Annotated in this window: 9 protein-coding genes; 7 read left to right on the top strand and 2 right to left on the bottom strand. The window is 70.9% G+C overall.

Features of this window, described 5'->3' with window-relative positions; translation table 11 throughout:
- The first annotated feature begins 21 nt into the window (after nt 1–21).
- From NF556_RS01285 to NF556_RS01275, 3 genes are read left to right on the top strand one after another with little or no spacing between them, the layout of a single operon-like run.
- The gene (locus NF556_RS01285) at nt 22–396 is read left to right on the top strand and encodes a hypothetical protein (RefSeq protein ID WP_252593701.1); all 375 of its coding nucleotides are present in this window, start codon (nt 22–24) and stop codon (nt 394–396) included.
- Nucleotides 396–2,849: a glycosyltransferase family 2 protein gene (locus NF556_RS01280; protein ID WP_252593700.1), complete on the top strand. Its 2,454-nt coding sequence runs from the start codon at nt 396–398 to the stop codon at nt 2,847–2,849. The genes NF556_RS01285 and NF556_RS01280 overlap by 1 nt, the downstream gene beginning before the upstream one ends.
- Entirely contained in the window at nt 2,849–5,023 is a 2,175-nt protein-coding gene (locus NF556_RS01275; protein WP_252593699.1) for a glycosyltransferase family 4 protein, read from the top strand. The genes NF556_RS01280 and NF556_RS01275 overlap by 1 nt, the downstream gene beginning before the upstream one ends.
- Here NF556_RS01275 and NF556_RS01270 read toward each other — a convergent pair.
- Nucleotides 4,987–6,834, bottom strand: coding sequence for a glycosyltransferase family 4 protein (locus NF556_RS01270; protein WP_252593698.1), 1,848 nt, complete (start codon nt 6,832–6,834; stop codon nt 4,987–4,989). The two genes, NF556_RS01275 and NF556_RS01270, sit on opposite strands and share 37 nt — an antisense overlap.
- 73 nt (nt 6,835–6,907) lie before the next feature.
- A complete protein-coding gene (locus tag NF556_RS01265; RefSeq protein ID WP_252593697.1) occupies nt 6,908–8,980 on the bottom strand; it encodes an acyltransferase family protein in 2,073 nt (690 codons plus the stop codon).
- Nucleotides 8,981–9,223: 243 nt separating this feature from the next.
- On the opposite strand from NF556_RS01265, the gene NF556_RS01260 reads away from it, so the two are divergent.
- From NF556_RS01260 to NF556_RS01245, 4 genes are read left to right on the top strand one after another with little or no spacing between them, the layout of a single operon-like run.
- Nucleotides 9,224–12,787 carry an FtsX-like permease family protein gene (locus NF556_RS01260; protein ID WP_252593696.1) on the top strand — a complete coding sequence of 1,188 codons (3,564 nt, stop codon included), beginning with the start codon at nt 9,224–9,226 and terminating at the stop codon, nt 12,785–12,787.
- A complete protein-coding gene (locus NF556_RS01255) occupies nt 12,784–15,594 on the top strand; it encodes an ABC transporter permease (RefSeq protein WP_252593695.1) in 2,811 nt (936 codons plus the stop codon). Before NF556_RS01260 ends, NF556_RS01255 begins: the two co-directional genes overlap by 4 nt.
- 19 nt (nt 15,595–15,613) lie before the next feature.
- Entirely contained in the window at nt 15,614–16,768 is a 1,155-nt protein-coding gene (locus NF556_RS01250) for an ABC transporter ATP-binding protein (RefSeq protein ID WP_306270212.1), read from the top strand.
- A complete protein-coding gene (locus tag NF556_RS01245) occupies nt 16,765–17,469 on the top strand; it encodes an ABC transporter ATP-binding protein (protein WP_252593694.1) in 705 nt (234 codons plus the stop codon). The genes NF556_RS01250 and NF556_RS01245 overlap by 4 nt, the downstream gene beginning before the upstream one ends.
- Nucleotides 17,470–17,507: the final 38 nt, after the last annotated feature.

The following is a 17,507-nucleotide window of genomic DNA, read 5'->3' as shown; positions in this document are numbered from 1 at the left end:
AGAAGTGAGGCGACCACGCACATGACTGCAGGCACGGGCCGATCGGCCGGACGCGTTCTGCGCCGCATCCCGTCCATGGCCGTCCTGGCCGGACTCGGCCTGGTGGGTGCGCTCACCATCGTGGCCGCCGCCCTGTCCTGGTGGCTCATCGCGATCATCGGCCTGGTCCTGCTGCACCTGGGCACGGCCCTGGCCGTCGTGGGCCCGTGGGGCTCACGACCGGCCCCCAAGGCGCCCAAGGACTCCAGCGCAAAGGTCACCTCCCACCTGGTCGACCTCGAGCGCCGGGTCGACGCCCTCAGCGCCCGACTGGTGGCCAGCACCGAGCGCACCCGGGTGGAACTGCTCGACGCGTTGGCCGCTCGTGCTGGCCAGGAGGGGGACCGGCGGTCCTGATGGGTGCGCACTCCAACAGTGACCTGATCGCCTCACTGGCAGATGGGCTTCCCGCAGACAAGGTCGAGCCCTACACGGCCTTCGCCCTCCGCACGCGCAGCCCGCTTGCCCCCGCAGTGCTGCGCGCAGCCGGGCACGAGGCCGCTGCCGCCCGGCTCGTGGCCCTGTCCGGTGCACCAGATGCTCACCAGCGCGGTCTCGAGCTCCTCGACCGCATCGTGACGCGCGAGGGCGTCGCCGCCCAGAGCCCGGAGGTCGCGACGCTGTTTGCCCAGCTGTTGGTGCGCACCGACCGGAGCGCGGAGCTCGCCGCGCTGCTGGACGACCCGCAGACTCCGTTGAAGAAGCTCGACCGGTGGTCGCTGCGCACGGACCTGCTCAACCCGCACCGGGCCGGGGCGCCCGACACGCCGCCTGAGCACCTCCTCGAGGCGGAGGACCGGTGGCTCACGGTCCTCAACGAGATCCACGAGGCCGACGGTCTCGAGCCGGTCCGGCTGCGCCCCCCAGGCACGGGCGAGAACCCCTATCAACGCCTCGCCGCGCCCTCCTCAGAGCGGGTCGACGGTGAGCTGGTGACGGTGGTCATGTCGGCCTTCCGGCCGGATCGCGACCTGCTGCTCGCCGTGCGTGGCGTGCTCGAGCAGACGTGGCAGAATCTCGAGCTGCTCGTCGTGGACGATGCCTCGCCGACTGGTGCCGACGACCTGCTCGAGGAGGCCGCCTCACTCGACCCACGGGTGCAGGTGGTGCGTGCTCCGCGCAACGGCGGCACCTACCAGGCCCGCAACCTCGCGCTGACCATCGCCACGGGCCGGTGGATGACGTTCCAGGACAGCGACGACTGGACCCACCCGCGCCGGGTCGAGCTCCAGGTGCGGCACCTGCTGGAGAACCCCTCCCTGCTGGCCAACCGGACCTGGACGCTGCGTGCCTATGAGGACCTCGCGCTGACCTATGTCGGCTATTCGGCCGCGCGACTCAACGCCAGCTCCCTGCTGTTCGACCGGGTCCCCGTCCAGGCACTCCTCGGCCAGTTCGACGCGGTCCGCAAGTCCGGCGACATGGAGCTGCCCTTCCGTCTCAAGGCCCTGCGCGAGGGCAGCGTGCGCGACCTGCGCCACCCTGCGCCGTTGGCCATCACCCAGTTGCGCTCCAACTCGCTGTCCCGTGCGGACGCTGTCCCGGGCTGGCTGCGCTGGGACCGGCTCGCCTATCGCGACAGCTATATGGAGTGGCACGACCAGGTCCGAGCCACCCGTCTGGACGCACGATTGCCGGGTCACCGGACAGCGCCGAGACCGTTTCCGCTCCCCCGGGCCGGCTGGGCCCCAGATCGGCCGGCACAGCCACAGACACCGCACTGGCAGGTCGTGGTGATGGGCGACCTGCGCACGGGCCAACCTCGCGCGCCGCGGACGATGGGGGTGGCCCGGGTCAGCTCCGACGCGGGGCTGACCACCGCGGCGGCCAACACCGAGTCGCCCAAGCCCATCGCCCGCAAGCGTGAGGCGGCTTCTCGCGCGCTCTCCCACGACACGCGCATCGGTCGCATCGGCCTGACCAACGCCCACGAGGACGACCGCGTCGACCTGCTGGTCGTCACCGACCCGGCGAGCCTGCTCCACCTCGACGCCGCGACCCTGGACGTCGGGGAGATCCTGGCGCTGGCCGACGAGGCGGAGCCGACCGGCTGGTCCGTGGCCGCCGTCGACGACCGGTGCCTGGAGCTGTTCGGCAGGCTGCCCCGGTGGGGTGGACCAGCACGGGTGCACGACCTGCCCGACAGCCCCTCACCGGCCAGGGCCGAGGTCACAGGCGATCGCTGGGTGGACGCCGACCTCGCGCTTGTCACCGGTGCGGACTGGCCACACGTGCCGACCACCGCTCGTGGCCGAGCAGCCGAAGACCCGCTGGTCATCGGGCACCACCTGCGCGACTACGTCGCGCGCTGGCCGAAGGGACCCAAGGCGCTGCGGCGCGCCTATCCCCTCAAGCCGGTGATCACCGGCGACGACACGGAGCTGCCGGTCGAGGTCCACACGCTGGGAGGTCTCACGGTCCCGAGCCAGCTCCTCAACCGTGAGTTGCCACCCTCGACGTGGCTGTCCTTCCTGGGCACCGGGATGACCCTGCGCGAGTTCCTGTCCCACCTTGATGTGTGGGTCTATCAGGGCACCTGGGACCTGCACGCCGAGATCGCCACCCTGGAGGCGTTGGCCGCTGGTCTGCCCTGCGTGCTCCCGGAAGCCGCGGCCGTCAGCGACCTGCAGGGCCGGGTGCGGTGTGTGGCCCCGGCGGACGCCGTCGACGCCGCCCTGGACCTGGTCGCCACAGCGCACGACTCAGCCAACTCGGCCCGCAGCCGCGCTGACGCGTGGGGCCAGACGCTCCGCTCGCTGGTCGACCGCGCCCGGGTGACCGTCGCGGTCGACGCTCCGGAGGCGTGCTGATGGGCGCTCGGCGTGCCCTGACCCGTCGCGCGCGCGCTGCCCTGCTGCCGCTGGCAGGCAGACTCCCTCGAGACCTCGGTCCCGGCCCGGTCCGGCGCCTGTCCCGCGATGCCCGAGTCGTCGCGGCCGAACGACTGACCGCGCGCGACCCCCAGCAGGCTCTCGCCCTGCTTGAGCAGGAGCTCACACCCCAGGCCCCAGCGGGCCAGGTCCGCACCACCGCGGTCGCCGCGTTCCGGGCCCAGGAGCACGCCCGCACCGTCGAACTCCTGGCCCCCCTGCTGCACCAGGACCAGCTCCGGTCCGCCGACCTCATCCGGCTCGCCGAGTCCGCGCGCAAGGCCGGCCACCGCGACCTGCTCGACGAGGTCCACGCCGCCCTGCTCGAGCTGACGCCCACCACCGCCACCAACCTGCGCCGCACCGTCGCCGCCCTCGCCAAGATCCAGCCCCGGCACCGGGCCGCCCTGGAGCTGTGGCGGGCCCGGATCGCCGACCAGGACCGAGGTCTCGATCTGACCGGCGCGGACACCCTCATCGGCGCCGCTCGGGCGGCCGAGATGGTGGCAGCGGGCCCGCTCGATGACCGGGAGGTCGCCGAGGTCCTGGCCCTGCCCGAGGGGGCCACCAACCTGGTCCGCCGCCTGACCGGGACCCGCCGGTTCGGTGACCTCGTGGCGCTCCTGCCGACCTGGTCGGAGCAGACCCTCGCGGGGGTCTCCGTGACGGCCTGGCGCTGGCTGTCGCGCCATGCTGCCGGCCACGGGTGGACCGCGCTCGCTGCCGAGGCGGCCGCCCACGTCGACGGTGAGTCACCGCAGGACTCCACCCGCGCCCTGCTGGCCGAGGCCGCCGACGAGGAGCAGCTGCTGGCCAGGCCATGGTCACCACCGTCGCGGGCCACCTCCCCCGACCCGGCCCACCTCGACCCACGCTCGATCGTGTCTGTGTTGGGCCAGTCCTTGCCGCTGCGGTCCGGCGGCTACGCCACCCGGTCACACGGCATACTCACCTCTTTGTCCGAGCGGGGCTGGCAGGTCAACGCCGTGACCCGGCTCGGTTTCCCGTTCGATCTGTGGTGGCAGGCAGATGACGAGCGCGCCCCGGCACCGGTGGACGTTGTCGACGGCATCGCCTACCACCGGCTGCTCACCGAGGGCGTCCGCAGCTATCCCCGGGTGCCCCTGGCCCCCTATGTCGAGCAGGGGGCCGCGGGCATCGCCGACCTCGCCCGGGGCAAGCGCGCCAGCCTGATCCACGCGTCCAGCCTGTATGACGTGGGGATGGCCGGTCTGACAGCGGCACGTGAGCTGGGGGTCCCCTTCGTCTACGAGATGCGTGGCCTGAAGCAACTGCTGGAGGAGGCGCGGCTCCCACTGTTTGCCCAGTCGCCACGCCATCACTATCTCGACCTCCTGGAGACCACGGTGGCCCGCGAGGCGGACGCCCTGCTGGTGATCACCGCGACCCTGGGTGAACACATGGTGCAGTTGGGCGTCGACCCGGCCCGGATCACGGTGGTGCCCAACGGTGTTGACGTCGCCCGCTTCACCCCGCGAGAGCGGGACGAGGAGTTGGCCGCACGGCTCGGCCTGTCCGACAAGCAGGTGATCGGCTACGTCGGTGGGCTGGTCCACTACGAGGGTCTGGACCTGCTGTTCGAGGCCCTCGTCGAGCTGCGCAGGCAGCGGGACGACTTCCACCTGCTCGTCGTGGGTGACGGTGCCTATGAGCGCAAGTTGCACCAGGTCGTGGAGGAGCTCGGGGTGGGTGACCTGATCACCTTCACCGGCCGGGTCCCCCACGAGGACGTCGAGGGCTATCTCAGCCTGGTGGACATCACCCCCTTCCCCCGCAAACCGCTGCCCGTCTGCGAGATGATCTCGCCGATCAAGCCGTTCGAGTCCATGGCGATGCGCAAGGCCGTCGTGGCCTCAGACGTCGCCGCGCTCGCCGAGATCGTGCAGGACGGCATCACCGGTCGGCTGTTCGCCAAGGGGGATGCGAGGGATCTCGCCCGGGTGCTCGGTGAGTTGTTGGACGACCCCGACCAGCGGGCCCGGCTCGGAGCCGCGGCCCGTGAGTGGGTGGCTCAGGAGCGGGACTGGAGCCGGATCACCGACACCGTGGACGAGGTCTATCGTGCGTTGTTGGGGCCAAGCACGGCGTCATAGACCGCGGCATAGCGAGCCTCGTTGTGGGACCAGCTGCGGTGGTCGAGCACCCACTGCCGGGCACCAGCGGCGAGCTCCTCGCGCCGGGCAGGATCACGCGCCAGCTGCTCCAGGACATCCGCCAGCGACAGGGCGTCACCGGTCCGGAACGTCTCGCCGCGCTGCCCGTCGCCGGTGATCTCCTGCAGGGCCGGCAGATCAGACACCACCAGGGGGATGCCGAGAGCCATCGCCTCGTAGGGCTTCAGCGGGGTCACCAGGCGAGCCGCCCGCTCGTCGATGCGGGGGACCACAAAGACGTCCAGCTGCGCGTAGTAGTCCCCGACCTCGTCGTGCGGGATGCGCCCGGTGAACAGGACCGCGTCGCCGGCGTCAACGTCCCGGGCATGCTGCTCGAGGACCTCGCGCCGGCTGCCCTCGCCGACGATCAGTGCCGTGGCCGGCACGCCCCGGCGTCGCAACTCCAGGGCAGCGTCGATCAATAGCTCCTGCCCCTCGCGGTGGTGGTCGAGATTGGACACATAGCCGAAGACGAAGCGGTCGGTCAGTCCGAGCCGCTCGGTCAGCTCCCGGTCACGCTCACGGGGGACGAAGGACGTCGGGTCCACCCCGTTGGGCACGACGTGCACGTGGTCGGGGTCGATGCCGCGCCCCACGATGTCGCTCTTCATCGACTCACTCAGTGTGATGACCGAGGCAGCCTCCTGCTGAGCCCACACCGACGCTGCGATCCGCCGGTCGTAGAGCTCCGCGCGCTCACCCCAGGCCGTGTCCTTGGTCCAGAGCGCCTCGAAGAAGCCGCGCACTTCGTAGACGACGGGGATGCCCAGCGCACGGCCGACCGCGAGAGCGACCAGCGCCGCCTCCGTGCCGCGGTTGCCCGAGTGGACATGGATCAGGTCGGGGTCCTCGGCCACCACGACCGGGACCAGAGCGGTTGCATAGGCGCCGAGATAGTCCTCGGAGGTCTCCCGCTCCGGGATGGGGTCACGCAGCAGGTGCACATAGCGGACCCCACCGACCTCGTCGACCTCCGGAGCGTCCTGGACCCCGATGTTGCGGGGGAAGTCCAGCGCCGTCACCGCGACCGGGTCCAGACCGGCCCGAGCCTGCCCGATCAGGGTGTACATGCTGCGCATGGAATAGCCACTCTGGCGCTGTGGCATGCCGATCTTGAGCAGGTGCAGGATCGTGCCGGTGCGCTTCCGGTCGCTCGGGCGCGGGGACAGGTCAGCCAGCACCTCAGGATCGATGGTCGGCAGCCACCCGGGATCCGACTCCTTCCAGCGGCCCTCCTGGAGGCGCAGCTGGCGGGGCAGCAACTTGTTGCGCGGGGACAGCTCGATGCGGCGCTGCAGGACCGCCATGTGCAGGCTGATGGCGCCCGCCTTGGCCGCGGTGGTCTGGATCGCCTTGATCAGCTCCTGCTCGGGCTCGTCCTGCCCCGCGATCCGGGCAAACTCCTGCTCCGCCAGCGCGAGGGCCTCCTCGTGCTGGCCGCTGTCGCTGAGCTTGCCCAGCCGCCGGGCCGTGACTTGATCCTCGGTGGGTGGTGGAGGCGGTGGTGCGGGCTCCGCCGGACCGGTCGGCTCCAGGGTGGGCTCCGGCTGTGGCGTCGCCTTGGGCGCCTCCGGCTGCACTGGCGTCTGGGGCTTGCGTGTCTGGGGCTTGCGTGTCCGGGACTTCTCTGGTGCCTGGCCCGTCGTGGACTGCGGCGAGCTGGAGCCGGTCGATCCCCGCAGCCCGGTCCGGCGGGCCAGCGCACCGAGACCCCGACGCACTCGGCCACCCCACGCTCTCAGATCAGACACGGCGCCGAGACTACTCTGCGGGAGCGCGCCGTCACCGAAACGACGCGGACGCGCCAAGGTGGCCGGCGCCCGGTCACCGGTCCGACGTCCGTTGGGGCACGTCACCGAGCTCAATCTCCTCTGCGGTCGCCTCGGTGAAGCCCAGCTCGCTGAGCTCGCGATAGAGGAAGGGCGTGAGCGTGCGCGCGTAGGTGTCGGTGATGTGGCTGCCCTGCCGATAGATCAGCTGCCCACCGATCGCCACCGGACACTCGGGGCCCTCCGGGCAGATCCATGCCCGGACGTCGAGCAGCGTGGCGCCGGTCGCCTCCGACAGCGAGGTCATGAGCTTGCCACCCATCGGCTCCTGGAGTGGGAAGTCACAGGCCCGCAGGTCGTCGATGTGCTCTGCGGCGCACTCATAGATCTCGGCGCCGGGCGAGGAGTTGTCCATCATCAGCAGCACGGGGATCCCGGCGTCCTGCAGCTGGGTGGCCGCCTCGGTCATGCCCTCGAGGAGCTCTGGTTTGGGCCCGCTGCCGGAGTTCATGATCACCAGGTGCGGCGGGTCCTCCTGCGAGACCAGCGTGTCGAGGACGGTGCGCCCGAACTGGTTGCAGTCCTCCATGTGGTGGCCGGCGATGGTCGCAGCGCACGAGGACTTCAGGTAGGTCGTCAGTCGCCAGTTCTCGTTCTTCGCGATCGCGTCGTAGCCGGCGAAGTACTGGCCCAGTTTGGAGTCTCCCCACAGGACCACCTCGGTGTCGGAGTCGGGGACCCCGTAGACGCAGTCCGGGTCGGGGTCGGGCTCGCCCTGGGCGATCTGGCACTCGTCGCCGTAATAGCTGGGGATGTCGTCACGGGCCAGCTCCGGGTCCGGCTCGAGAGGGCCGGCCTGCGTGTAGGCGCTGCTCAGATCCGTGATCGGCTCCCAGACAGCTGCCTCCGGATCGGCGACCAGCGCGGCCGCACCCGGCGTCGTGATGCTGTCGTCGAGTGTGGGGCGGCTGATCCAGGCGGCTCCGGTGATCCCACAGATGATCGCCATCGTCAGACCGCCCATGGCCAGGGACCTCCAGGGCCGGGAGGACAGCGAGCGCCGGAACCGGATGGGGTCCTCGACCAGGATCTTGGTGGCCCAGGCGAGCAGGATCGACAGGACACCCAGACCCACCAGGAGCGGGACGGCCAACTCTCCCCACCTCGCCTCAGCCAGCACGACGAGGGGCCAGTGCCACAGATAGATGGCATAGGACAAGCCACCGATCCACACCATCGGCGGCAGGCTCAGGAGCCGGCCCACGACCGTGGGACGTCCTGGCACCCCGGCGGCAATGACCAGGACCGAGCCAAGCACCGGCAGGATCGCTGCTGAGCCCGGCCACGGGGTGCTCTGGTCATAGGCGGTCACCGAGACCAGGATCATGGCCACACCGGCGGCCACTGCAAGCTGCGCCGCCCAGCGCGGGAGCTGGGCCAGGCGGGGAACGGCGAAGGCGAGCACTGCCCCGGCGGCGAGCTCCCACAGGCGGGTGGTCGTCGCGAAGTAGGCCGTGGCGGGGTTGGCCGAGGTCTGCACGATCGACCAGACCAGCGAGGCCACGCCAAGCAACGACAGGAGCAGCAGCATGGTGCGGCGCGGGCGCAGACGGAATCGCGCTGCCAGCAGGACGGCCAGCAGGATCATCAGGGGCCAGATCAGATAGAACTGCTCCTCGACCGACAACGACCAGTAGTGCTGCAGCGGCGAGGCCCCCGACCCCTCGGCCAGGTAGTCCACCGAGCGAGAGGCGAGGACCCAGTTGACGACGTACAGGGTGGAGCCGAAGACGTCACTGAGCAGGTTGCTGCGCGCGCTCACCGGCAGCACGAACCAGCCCACCACGAGGGTGAACAGGATCACGACCGACGCCGCGGGCAGCAGTCGGCGCGCTCGGCGGGCATAGAAGTCCACGATGGAGACGGTGCCGCTGCGTTCAACCTCGCGCAGCAGGGCCGAGGTGATCAGGAAGCCCGAGATCACGAAGAAGACGTCGACGCCCGCGAACCCGCCCGAGACGCCTGGCATGTGCAGGTGATAGAGCAGCACGGTGCCGACGGCGATCGCCCGGAGACCCTCGACGTCGTGTCGCAGGTTCCGGGCGTGCGTGGGCGAAGGCGAAGTCACTGGGTGGGAGGTCCTCGTCGGGGGTCTAGAACGTCGACGATCCTCTCACGGAGCACGCCGACACCCACGATTTCGCCGAGGGGATGAGGTCATCCGGTGCACGGCCGCTGCCTCGATGCGCAGGGGTCACGAATGGACAACGTTTGAGTAAAGTCATTGCACGAACCGATCCACCGTGGCACAGTCGCACCCTGGGTCGAGGGGTCGACCCGCATCGAGGGAACGGCAGGGAGAGGGACAACGATGGGCGTTGCTGCGCTGATCATCAAGCGTGCACGTGCCGGGCTCGGACTGTTGCTCACCATCCTGGTCCTCGTGGCCGGGACCACCGCCATCATCGCTGGCACCCTCGGCTATTCCGAGGCGGCCGCAACCACCGCCGCCCGGCAGGCGCTGAGCGCTCCCGACCCCACCCAGGCCGGGATCCGGGTCCAGACCCGCCTGGCGGATGATCCGTCGGCGCAGGCCACCGCAGCCGACCAGATCATCCGCGAGGAGTTCGCACCGACCGAGGTGCTGATCCAGCGCACCATCGTCTCCGAGCCGCGCACGGTCACCGATCACGACGGCAAGCTCATCGTCATGGCTGGCCCGGCGCTGACGCCAGACGATCCCGACTTCGCCGACCGCGTTGAGGTCGTCGAGGGCACCTGGCCCGTGGGTGACGACTCAGACGTCGTCCAGGGCGCTCTCCATGAGGGCGCGGCCGCCCAGTGGGAGGTTGGGGTCGGGGACCAGCTCGATGTCGGCGGGACGAGCGTCGAGATCACCGCGATCTGGCGCCCGATGGATGCCCAGGAGGCGTTCTGGTTCGGCGATCCGCTGGTCGAGGGCGGCAGCGCCGACTCGCAGGTGGGGCCCCTGGTCGTGCCCGAGGCCGGCACCACACACTTCGGTGACACCCCGTTCGTCCGGTTCACCGTCCAGCCCGACGCAGAGAAGGTGCTGCCGGCAGACATGCCCCGGCTCGCTGCGGTCGCTGGAGCCCTGGACAACTCGCTGCGCACCCCCGAGGTCGAGGTCCGCGGTGTCACGGTCGAGGGCGACCTCGCACCGACCGCCGAGGCCGCCTCGCGCAACCTGGCGACAGCTCGCGCGCTCAACCTGGTGCCGGTCACGCTGCTGCTGCTGGTCAGCCTGATCGCCATCGTGCAGATCGCTCGCCTGCAGGCCGAGGCCCGTTCCGGCGAGGTCGAGCTGATGGTGGCTCGCGGTGCCTCGCGCGGGCAACTGCTGACCTGGTCGATCATCGAGTCCGTTGTCGTCGCCGTGCTGGCCGCCGTGCTCGGCACCGCCGTCGCCCTGGGCGTCATGCAACTGGTCCCGGCCGGGTCCCTGCAAAGTGGCGTCGTCATCCGCACCGGCATCGCGGCAGGAGTGGCGGTCGTGGCCGCTCTGGTGGCCGTCGCCGTGCTGCAGGTGCGCACCCTGTCGGCGCGCACTGCGACCGACCGCTCCGGTCGCACCAAGGCAGCCGCCGCCCTGGGGACGGTCGTGCTCACCCTGGGCGCCGCGGCCATCTCCTGGTGGCAGCTCAACCGCTATGGCTCCCCCCTGGTGACCAACGCCGACGGCACGCTGCGCACCGACCTCGTTGCCGGTGCCGCGCCGGCCCTGCTGCTCGCGGCGGCCGCACTGCTCGGCACCATGGTGCTCGGCCCGTTGGGCCGCTTCGTGGAGACGCTCAGCCGTCGCTCCCGTGGCCTGCTGACGCACCTGGTCTCGGCCCAGGTCTCACGGCGCATCGTCGTCTATGCCGTCCCGGTCGTGCTCACCGTCCTGGCGGTGGGTGCCACCACCGTCTCCGGGCTGTATGCCGGCACCTCGGCCCAGCTGCGCGAAGGCATCTCAGACCTGGGTCGCGGCGCGGACATCCGGGCCGTGGTCACCTCGGCCCCGGTGTCACAGACCACGTTGCCCGCGGTGCCCAGCCTGGCCGGGGTCGATGGCGTCGACGCGAGCACCCCCGTGTGGCTGTCCGAGGGGCGTCTCGGCAACAGCATCGTGTCCTACACCGCGCTGCCGGTCGACCAACTGGGGCAGGCGGTCAGCGTCCCGGACGGCGTCCTCGACGTGCCGGAGGTGACCGAGGCCCTACGGGGCCCGACCCAGCCCGAGGGCGGGGTCCCCCTGCCAGAGACCGCGACAGCCCTGGACCTGACGGTCGAGATGACCACCAGCCCGCATGACCTCGAGGCGCTCCAGGCAGCCATCATCCAGACCTACGACTGGACCTACGAGCAGTTCGGCCCGGAAGTCGCCGACGACCCCCTGCCGCCCGAGATGATCGAGGACGAAGCCTGGAACCAGATTGACATCGTGGTGCGCTCGTTGACCGCTGGTCGGGAGATCGTGCCTGTCCTGTGGTTCTGGGATGAGGGCAGCAGCAGTCTGGTCAGCGTGCAGGCGGAGCCCATCCCCGTCGAGTTCGATGTCACGCTCAGCGAGCGGCCCGACGTCGTGAGCGACCCGCCGGAGGCCCCCACGATCACCGCCGCCCCGGCACAGAGCACCGCAGAGGTCCAGGTGCCCGTCGCACCCGGCGCGGGCCGCGCCCTGGTGGCGATCGACCTCGGGTTCCAGCAGGTCGCCAACCTGCCCGGAGGGGGCTCGAGCGACGCGCTGTATGACGTGGACCTCACCCTGACCGGTCTGACCACCAGCGGTGGCGACGACGCCGACACCAACCTGTTGGCCGACCCTGTTGTGGACACGTGGGACACCCCGATTCCCGACGAGCTGCCGGCCTTCGACGACGAGCAGCAGCAGTTCGTCGCGCCCCCGGTTGCAGGGGTTCTGACCAGGGGGCCGGGGGACCTGCTGCTGAGCGCGACCGTGGGCATGGAGGGTGGCGGCACACGCGACCCGGACGGCGCCGTCGTGGTGCCGTTGCAGTCCCCCGGCCTCGCCGAGGTGGCCCCGGCTCCGCCCACCTCGGAGGAGGGAGCGGAACAGCCCGCCGACGACGAGGCCGAGGGCGCCGATGGCACCGCCCCGGCCCCCGCCGCTCCCGAGGAGGGCGACGCGCCACCCGCTGCGGACAACGCCGTCCCCGTGGCGATCACGCACACCCTTGCCGCGACCGGCAACTTCGAGGTCGGCATGCCGATCAACCTGACGGCCTTCGGTGGCAACATCCCCGGACAGGTCGCGGCGATCGTGACCGCCGTGCCGGGCTCCACGTCACCGAACAGCGCCCTCATCGACAGCGCCGCCCTGAGCGAATACTTCACCAGCACCGGTGACACGCTCGCCCGGCCCAACCAGTTGTGGGCCAGCAGCAGCGACCCGGACACCGCGCTGGCCAACGTTCGAGATCTGCCCGGCATCGCCTCGGCGACCGGACCCGGCGAGGTGGCCACCACCGACGCCGCCAGCGCCGTGCGACTGGTCTTCTGGGTCGCCTCGGCCGGTGCTGTGCTCCTCGCGGTGACCGGCATCGGCGCCGTCGCGGCCAACCTGCTGCGCGTGCGCCGCCCTGAGGTGTCGGTGCTGCGCGCTCTCGGCATGACACCCAGTGGTCAGGCACGAGCCCGCACCGCCGAGCTGCTTTCCGTGGTGCTGGCCTCGATCGGTCTCGGCCTGGTGGCCGGCTGGCTGGTCGGCTGGCTCGTCGTCCCCGAGTTGTCCCGCAGCACCACGCTGGCCGGTCAGGCTCAGCTCCCGGCCCCGCTGGCTCTGGAGATCCCGCTCTGGGCGGGCCTGATCGGGGCGCTGGTGGCGGTGCTCCTGCTGCTGCTCGTCGTGCTCTACACGACGGTGCGGGGTCAGGCGCTGGACAACGAGTATCGCGAGGAGATCCGATGAGTCGGCACTCCGTGTCCCGCCTGCCCGGTCGAGCTGGCGTGTTGCGCAAGCAGTTCCTCGCCGACCCGTGGCCGTCGCTGCTGCTCGCCCTGCTCGTCCTGCTCGTGGCGGCGGCCTCGACGCTGTGGCCGCGCTACATCCTGGACATGAACGGCCGCCAGGTGCCCTATCAGGTGGAAGCCCTCTCGGCGCAGCAGCGCGACATGACAGCGTTCTGGTCGGCCACGATCGTGCCCGCCGCCGATCGCGAGTACACGTCCGCCGAGGACACGTGGGGCCCGGTCTTCAACGGCCTGGAGGAAGTACGGCAGGCCCAGCCCGAGCCGCTGCGCTCGATGCTGCAGCAGGGTGACTTCTTCATCGAGCTCGGCAAGAACGACACCGGCCTGGTCCCGCCCGAGGGCACCGAGTTCGCCCGGGTGCACATCCAGCAGCGGGTGGACCCACACCTGGCCGAGCACGTCGACCTGGTGTCCGGTGACTGGCCCGAGATGGTCCTCAACGAGAGTCCGCAGCTCCCGGCCGAGAACATCCCCGAGGGCACCGCGAGCGGGCCGATCCAGGTCCTCCTGCTCGACGACGCCGCCAAGCAGCTCAACCTCGAGGCGGGTGATGTCTTCGAGCAGTTCGAGATCACCGGCACGTTCACCCCCACGGACCCCGACGCCGCCCGCTGGGCGCACATGCCCAACTCGACCACCGTCGGGAAGATCTTCTCGGGTGACTCTGGTCTGCACGGCTACGTCACGGCATACCTGCCTCCGGAGAACCCCGGGTCGACCGGTGCGATCACCAACAACAACATGAACCTGTTCTATCCGCTGGACGGGGCCGCCGTCCCTGGTGACCAGGTGGACCTGGTGACCGCCCAGCTCATCCAGTTGAGCGCCACGCAGCAGGACCTGCGCGTGCCGGACAGCGAGGAGGGGTGGAACACCACCTTCAACAGCCCCGACATCGAGCTGTCCGAGCCCCCGATCCAGACGACCTTCGGCACCGAGGTGCTCAGCACCTTCGAGGGCCTGTCCCAGCAGCAGCGTGCGACCGCCTCGATCCTGGCCGTCGTCGCGGCCGGACCGATCGGCGTCGCGCTCGCGGTGTTCGCCCTCGCTGCACGCCTGATCACCTCCCGCCGGCAGCCGGCCCTGGCGCTGGCGACCGCCCGTGGCGGCTCCTCGGCGCAGGTGCGCGGCGCGATGCTGCTCGAGGGCCTGGCCCTCGGCCTCCCCGCCGCCGTGCTCGGCCACTATGCCGCGAACCTGGTCAATGCCAACGCCAGCGGGTGGACAGAGTGGGTGCCGGTCGCCCTCATCGGCCTGGCACCAGCGGTCCTGCTCGCTGCGACCGCCAGCACCGCCTCGCGGAGCAGCCGGAGCGACCTGAGCAGCAAGGGTGCCAGCCGGCTCCGCGTGCTCGTCGAGGTGGTCGTGCTGGTCCTGGCCGGGCTGGCCGTGTGGCGCCTGTTCGACCGGGGCCTCACGGGCGTGGAGGAGACCCCCGCCGCCAGCGGCGAGGAAGCCGTCGCCGTCCAGGTTGACACCGGCGTCGACCTGCTGATGGCAGCCACCCCCATCCTGCTCGCCCTGGCCGCCTGCGTCATCACGCTGCGGATCTATCCCGTGCCGGTGCATGCGGTCATGGCGTTCTTCCGCGGGCGCCGCGGCCTGACCAACTTCCTGGGGGCCGCCCGAGCCGTGCGCGACCCCGCCGGTGGCATGGTCCCTGCGCTCGCCGTGATCCTGGGCGTCTCGGTCGCCGTGCTCTCCTCGGTCCTGTCCTCCACGATCAGCGCCGGCGCCGAACAGGCCGCCTGGCAGTCCGCAGGTGGCGATGTGCGCCTGTCCGGTCCGTCCTGGAGCGAGGAGGACGTGGAGCCGCTGCGCGAGGTCGACGGAGTCGAGCAGATCGCCGTCATCGGGTCCGCAGCCGACAGCCACGACCTGACCGGCGAGGTCACCGAGCGGGGTCTGACGGTCTATGTCGTCGATGAGGCGCTGCAAGAGGTCTGGGCCGACACCCCGGTGGGCCCGCTGCCCGACGAGCTGTTCTCCGGGTCGTCCACGACGCCGGTGGTCAGCGGCGGCAGCTTCGAGGCCGACACCGGCACCGGCACGCTGGGGTCGCGCGGCGAGGTCGAGATCGTGGGGCACATCGACGGACTGGCTGGCGTGCGGACCCGTGGCGCGTTCGTCGTCGTGGACCGCGCGGCCTGGGAGGCCACTGGGGGCACGAACCCCTCGGGGGAGGTTGTCCTGGTCGCGGCGAGCGATCCGGGCCAGACCGACGAGCTCGCGACCGCCCTCAACCAGGTGGTCCCCAACGCCCTCGCCGAGACACCCCGCGACAAGCTCACCACCTTTGAGGAGTCCCCGGTCACCGGCGCGATGCTCTGGTTCTTTGCCGCCGCGGTCGTGGCGACGACGGTGCTGACCGCGCTCGCGGTGGTGTTCGTGCAACTGATGGGCGCGGCGGCCCGGACCTCGTTGTTCACCGTCCTGCGCACGCTTGGCCTGAGCCAGCGTCAGGCCCGCGCCCTCACCGCCTGGGAGCTCGGTCCGCTCGTGGCGATCGCGTTCGTCGTCGGTGCCGGGCTGGGCGTGCTCGTGCCCTGGCTGCTGCTGCGCGCTATCAACCTGACCGGCCTGACCGGTGGGGCGACGCAACCCACCCTGGCCCTCGACTGGACCGTGCTCGGCCCAGTGATCCTGGGCATCCTGGTCACGGTCGCCATCGCGATCGCCGTGTCAGCGGCAATGTCCGGCCGGGCCGACCTGGTCAACCAGCTCCGTCGGGGCGAGGAGAGGTAGTCACCATGAAGGAGCCAGCATGAGCACGCAGACCGCGCTGAACAGCGCCGCCACCCGGGACCACGGCGGTCCCGACATCCTGTGCGAGGACCTGGTCCGGATCTATTCGACCGAGGGCGTGGAGATCCAGGCCCTGCAGGGCCTCAACCTGCGCGTCGAGCCTGGAGACGTCGTCGCCCTGGTCGGTGCCTCCGGGTCGGGCAAGTCGACGCTGCTGAACATTCTTTCCGGGCTGGACAAGCCGACCGGTGGCCGGGCCACCGTCTCCGGGGTCAGCCTCGGCTCGATGTCGCGCCAGCAGCGGGTCAACTATCAGCGCCACACCGTCGGCTTCGTGTGGCAGCAGACCTCGCGCAACCTGATGCCCTTCCTCACCGCCGCCGAGAATGTCGCCCTGCCACTGCTGATCAGCAACGCTCGGGAGCGCCGGGAGCGGGTCGGTGAGCTGCTGGACCTCCTTGACGTCTCGGATGTGCGCGACCGTCGCCCCGCGGAGATGTCTGGTGGCCAGCAGCAGCGCGTGGCGATCGCCACGGCGGTGGCCAACAACCCGAGCGTGCTGCTCGCGGACGAGCCGACGGGTGAGCTCGATGACGCGATGTCCGAGATCGTGCTGGACTCGATGCGCGATGCCTCCGAGAAGCTCGGCGTCACCGTCCTGATCGTGACCCACGACCCGACGATCGCCGACCACGTGCGCCGCACCGTCCAGATCCGCGACGGGCGCACCTCCACCGAGGTGCTGCGCCACACCGAGGTCGACGAGCACGGCGTGGAGCACCTGGTGGCGCAGGAATACACGGTGATCGACCGCGCCGGTCGGATGCAGCTGCCCAGCGGCTATATGACCGAGCTGGACCTGCGTGACCGGGTGCGCCTGGAGCTGGAGAAGGACCACGTGGGGGTGTGGCCGGATGCCGAGCGCAACCACCCCGTCGAGCCGGAGCAGATCGAGGCGTCCGTCGGCCACGCCGACACCGCCCCGGTGACCGACGCCGAGCCCGCACCCACCGAGCCCACACCCGCCGAGCCCGCACCCGCCGGACCCACACCTGCCGAGACGGCCGACACAGAGCCGGCCCCTCGGCATACCGGATCCGGGGCGACCGCCTGGCAACCCGAGGCGTCTGACGATCCGAACGCCGCCTTCCGCCCCCCGAAGGAGGACCAGTGAGCGACTATCTGATCAAGGCCGAGCAGGTCTCCCGGACGTTCGGCAAGGGCGCCGCCGAGGTGCACGCCCTGGTCGACGTCGACGTCGAGGTCCACCCGGGCGAGCTGACCGTCGTCCGCGGGCCATCCGGCTCCGGCAAGACGACGCTGCTCAACATCCTCGGAGGGTTGGACCGCCCCAGCTCGGGCAAGGTGCTGCTCGGCGACGGGCGCGTGCTCTCGGAGCTGAAGGAAAACGATGTGCTCGCCGTCCGGCGGGAGATGGTGGGACACATCTTCCAGAGCTTCGGGCTGGTGCCCGTGCTGTCGGCGGCCGAGAATGTCGAGGTCGCGCTGCGGCTGAAGAACACCCCGGTCTCCGAGCGGGCAGACCGCGTGGCCAAGGCTCTGGACAAGGTGTCGCTGGGCAAGCACGGCACGCAGCGGCCCTATGAGCTGTCCGGTGGCCAGCAGCAGCGCGTCGGCATCGCGCGCGCCCTGGTCAGCGACCCGCAGATCCTCATCGCCGACGAGCCGACCGGCCAGTTGGACTCCGACACGGCCGCAACGATCATGGACCTGCTCTCCGAGCTGACCCACGAGCGTGGCATCGCGGCCGTGGTCTCCACCCACGACCCGATCCTGATGGAGCGCGCCGACCGGCTCGTCGAGTTGCACGACGGCCACGTGGTCAACGGCGCGACCGCTGCGGCGGTCTCCTGAACCATCGGCGGCTCCTTGTCCACCCGTGGAGCCGTCTG

The organism is Ornithinimicrobium faecis, from assembly GCF_023923225.1.
Classification (GTDB): Bacteria; Actinomycetota; Actinomycetes; order Actinomycetales; family Dermatophilaceae; genus Ornithinicoccus; species Ornithinicoccus faecis.
Note: the sequence above shows the minus strand (reverse complement) of the source record. Positions and strands in the feature narration are given on the sequence as shown.

Bases quoted from the DNA above. Each gene is read 5' to 3' on its own strand.
- NF556_RS01285 (WP_252593701.1), top strand. From the start codon at position 22: ATGACTGCAGGCACGGGCCGATCGGCCGGACGCGTTCTGCGCCGCATC.
- NF556_RS01280 (WP_252593700.1), top strand. From the start codon at position 396: ATGGGTGCGCACTCCAACAGTGACCTGATCGCCTCACTGGCAGATGGG.
- NF556_RS01260 (WP_252593696.1), top strand. From the start codon at position 9,224: ATGGGCGTTGCTGCGCTGATCATCAAGCGTGCACGTGCCGGGCTCGGA.
- NF556_RS01255 (WP_252593695.1), top strand. From the start codon at position 12,784: ATGAGTCGGCACTCCGTGTCCCGCCTGCCCGGTCGAGCTGGCGTGTTG.
- NF556_RS01250 (WP_306270212.1), top strand. From the start codon at position 15,614: ATGAGCACGCAGACCGCGCTGAACAGCGCCGCCACCCGGGACCACGGC.
- NF556_RS01275 (WP_252593699.1), top strand. From the start codon at position 2,849: ATGGGCGCTCGGCGTGCCCTGACCCGTCGCGCGCGCGCTGCCCTGCTG.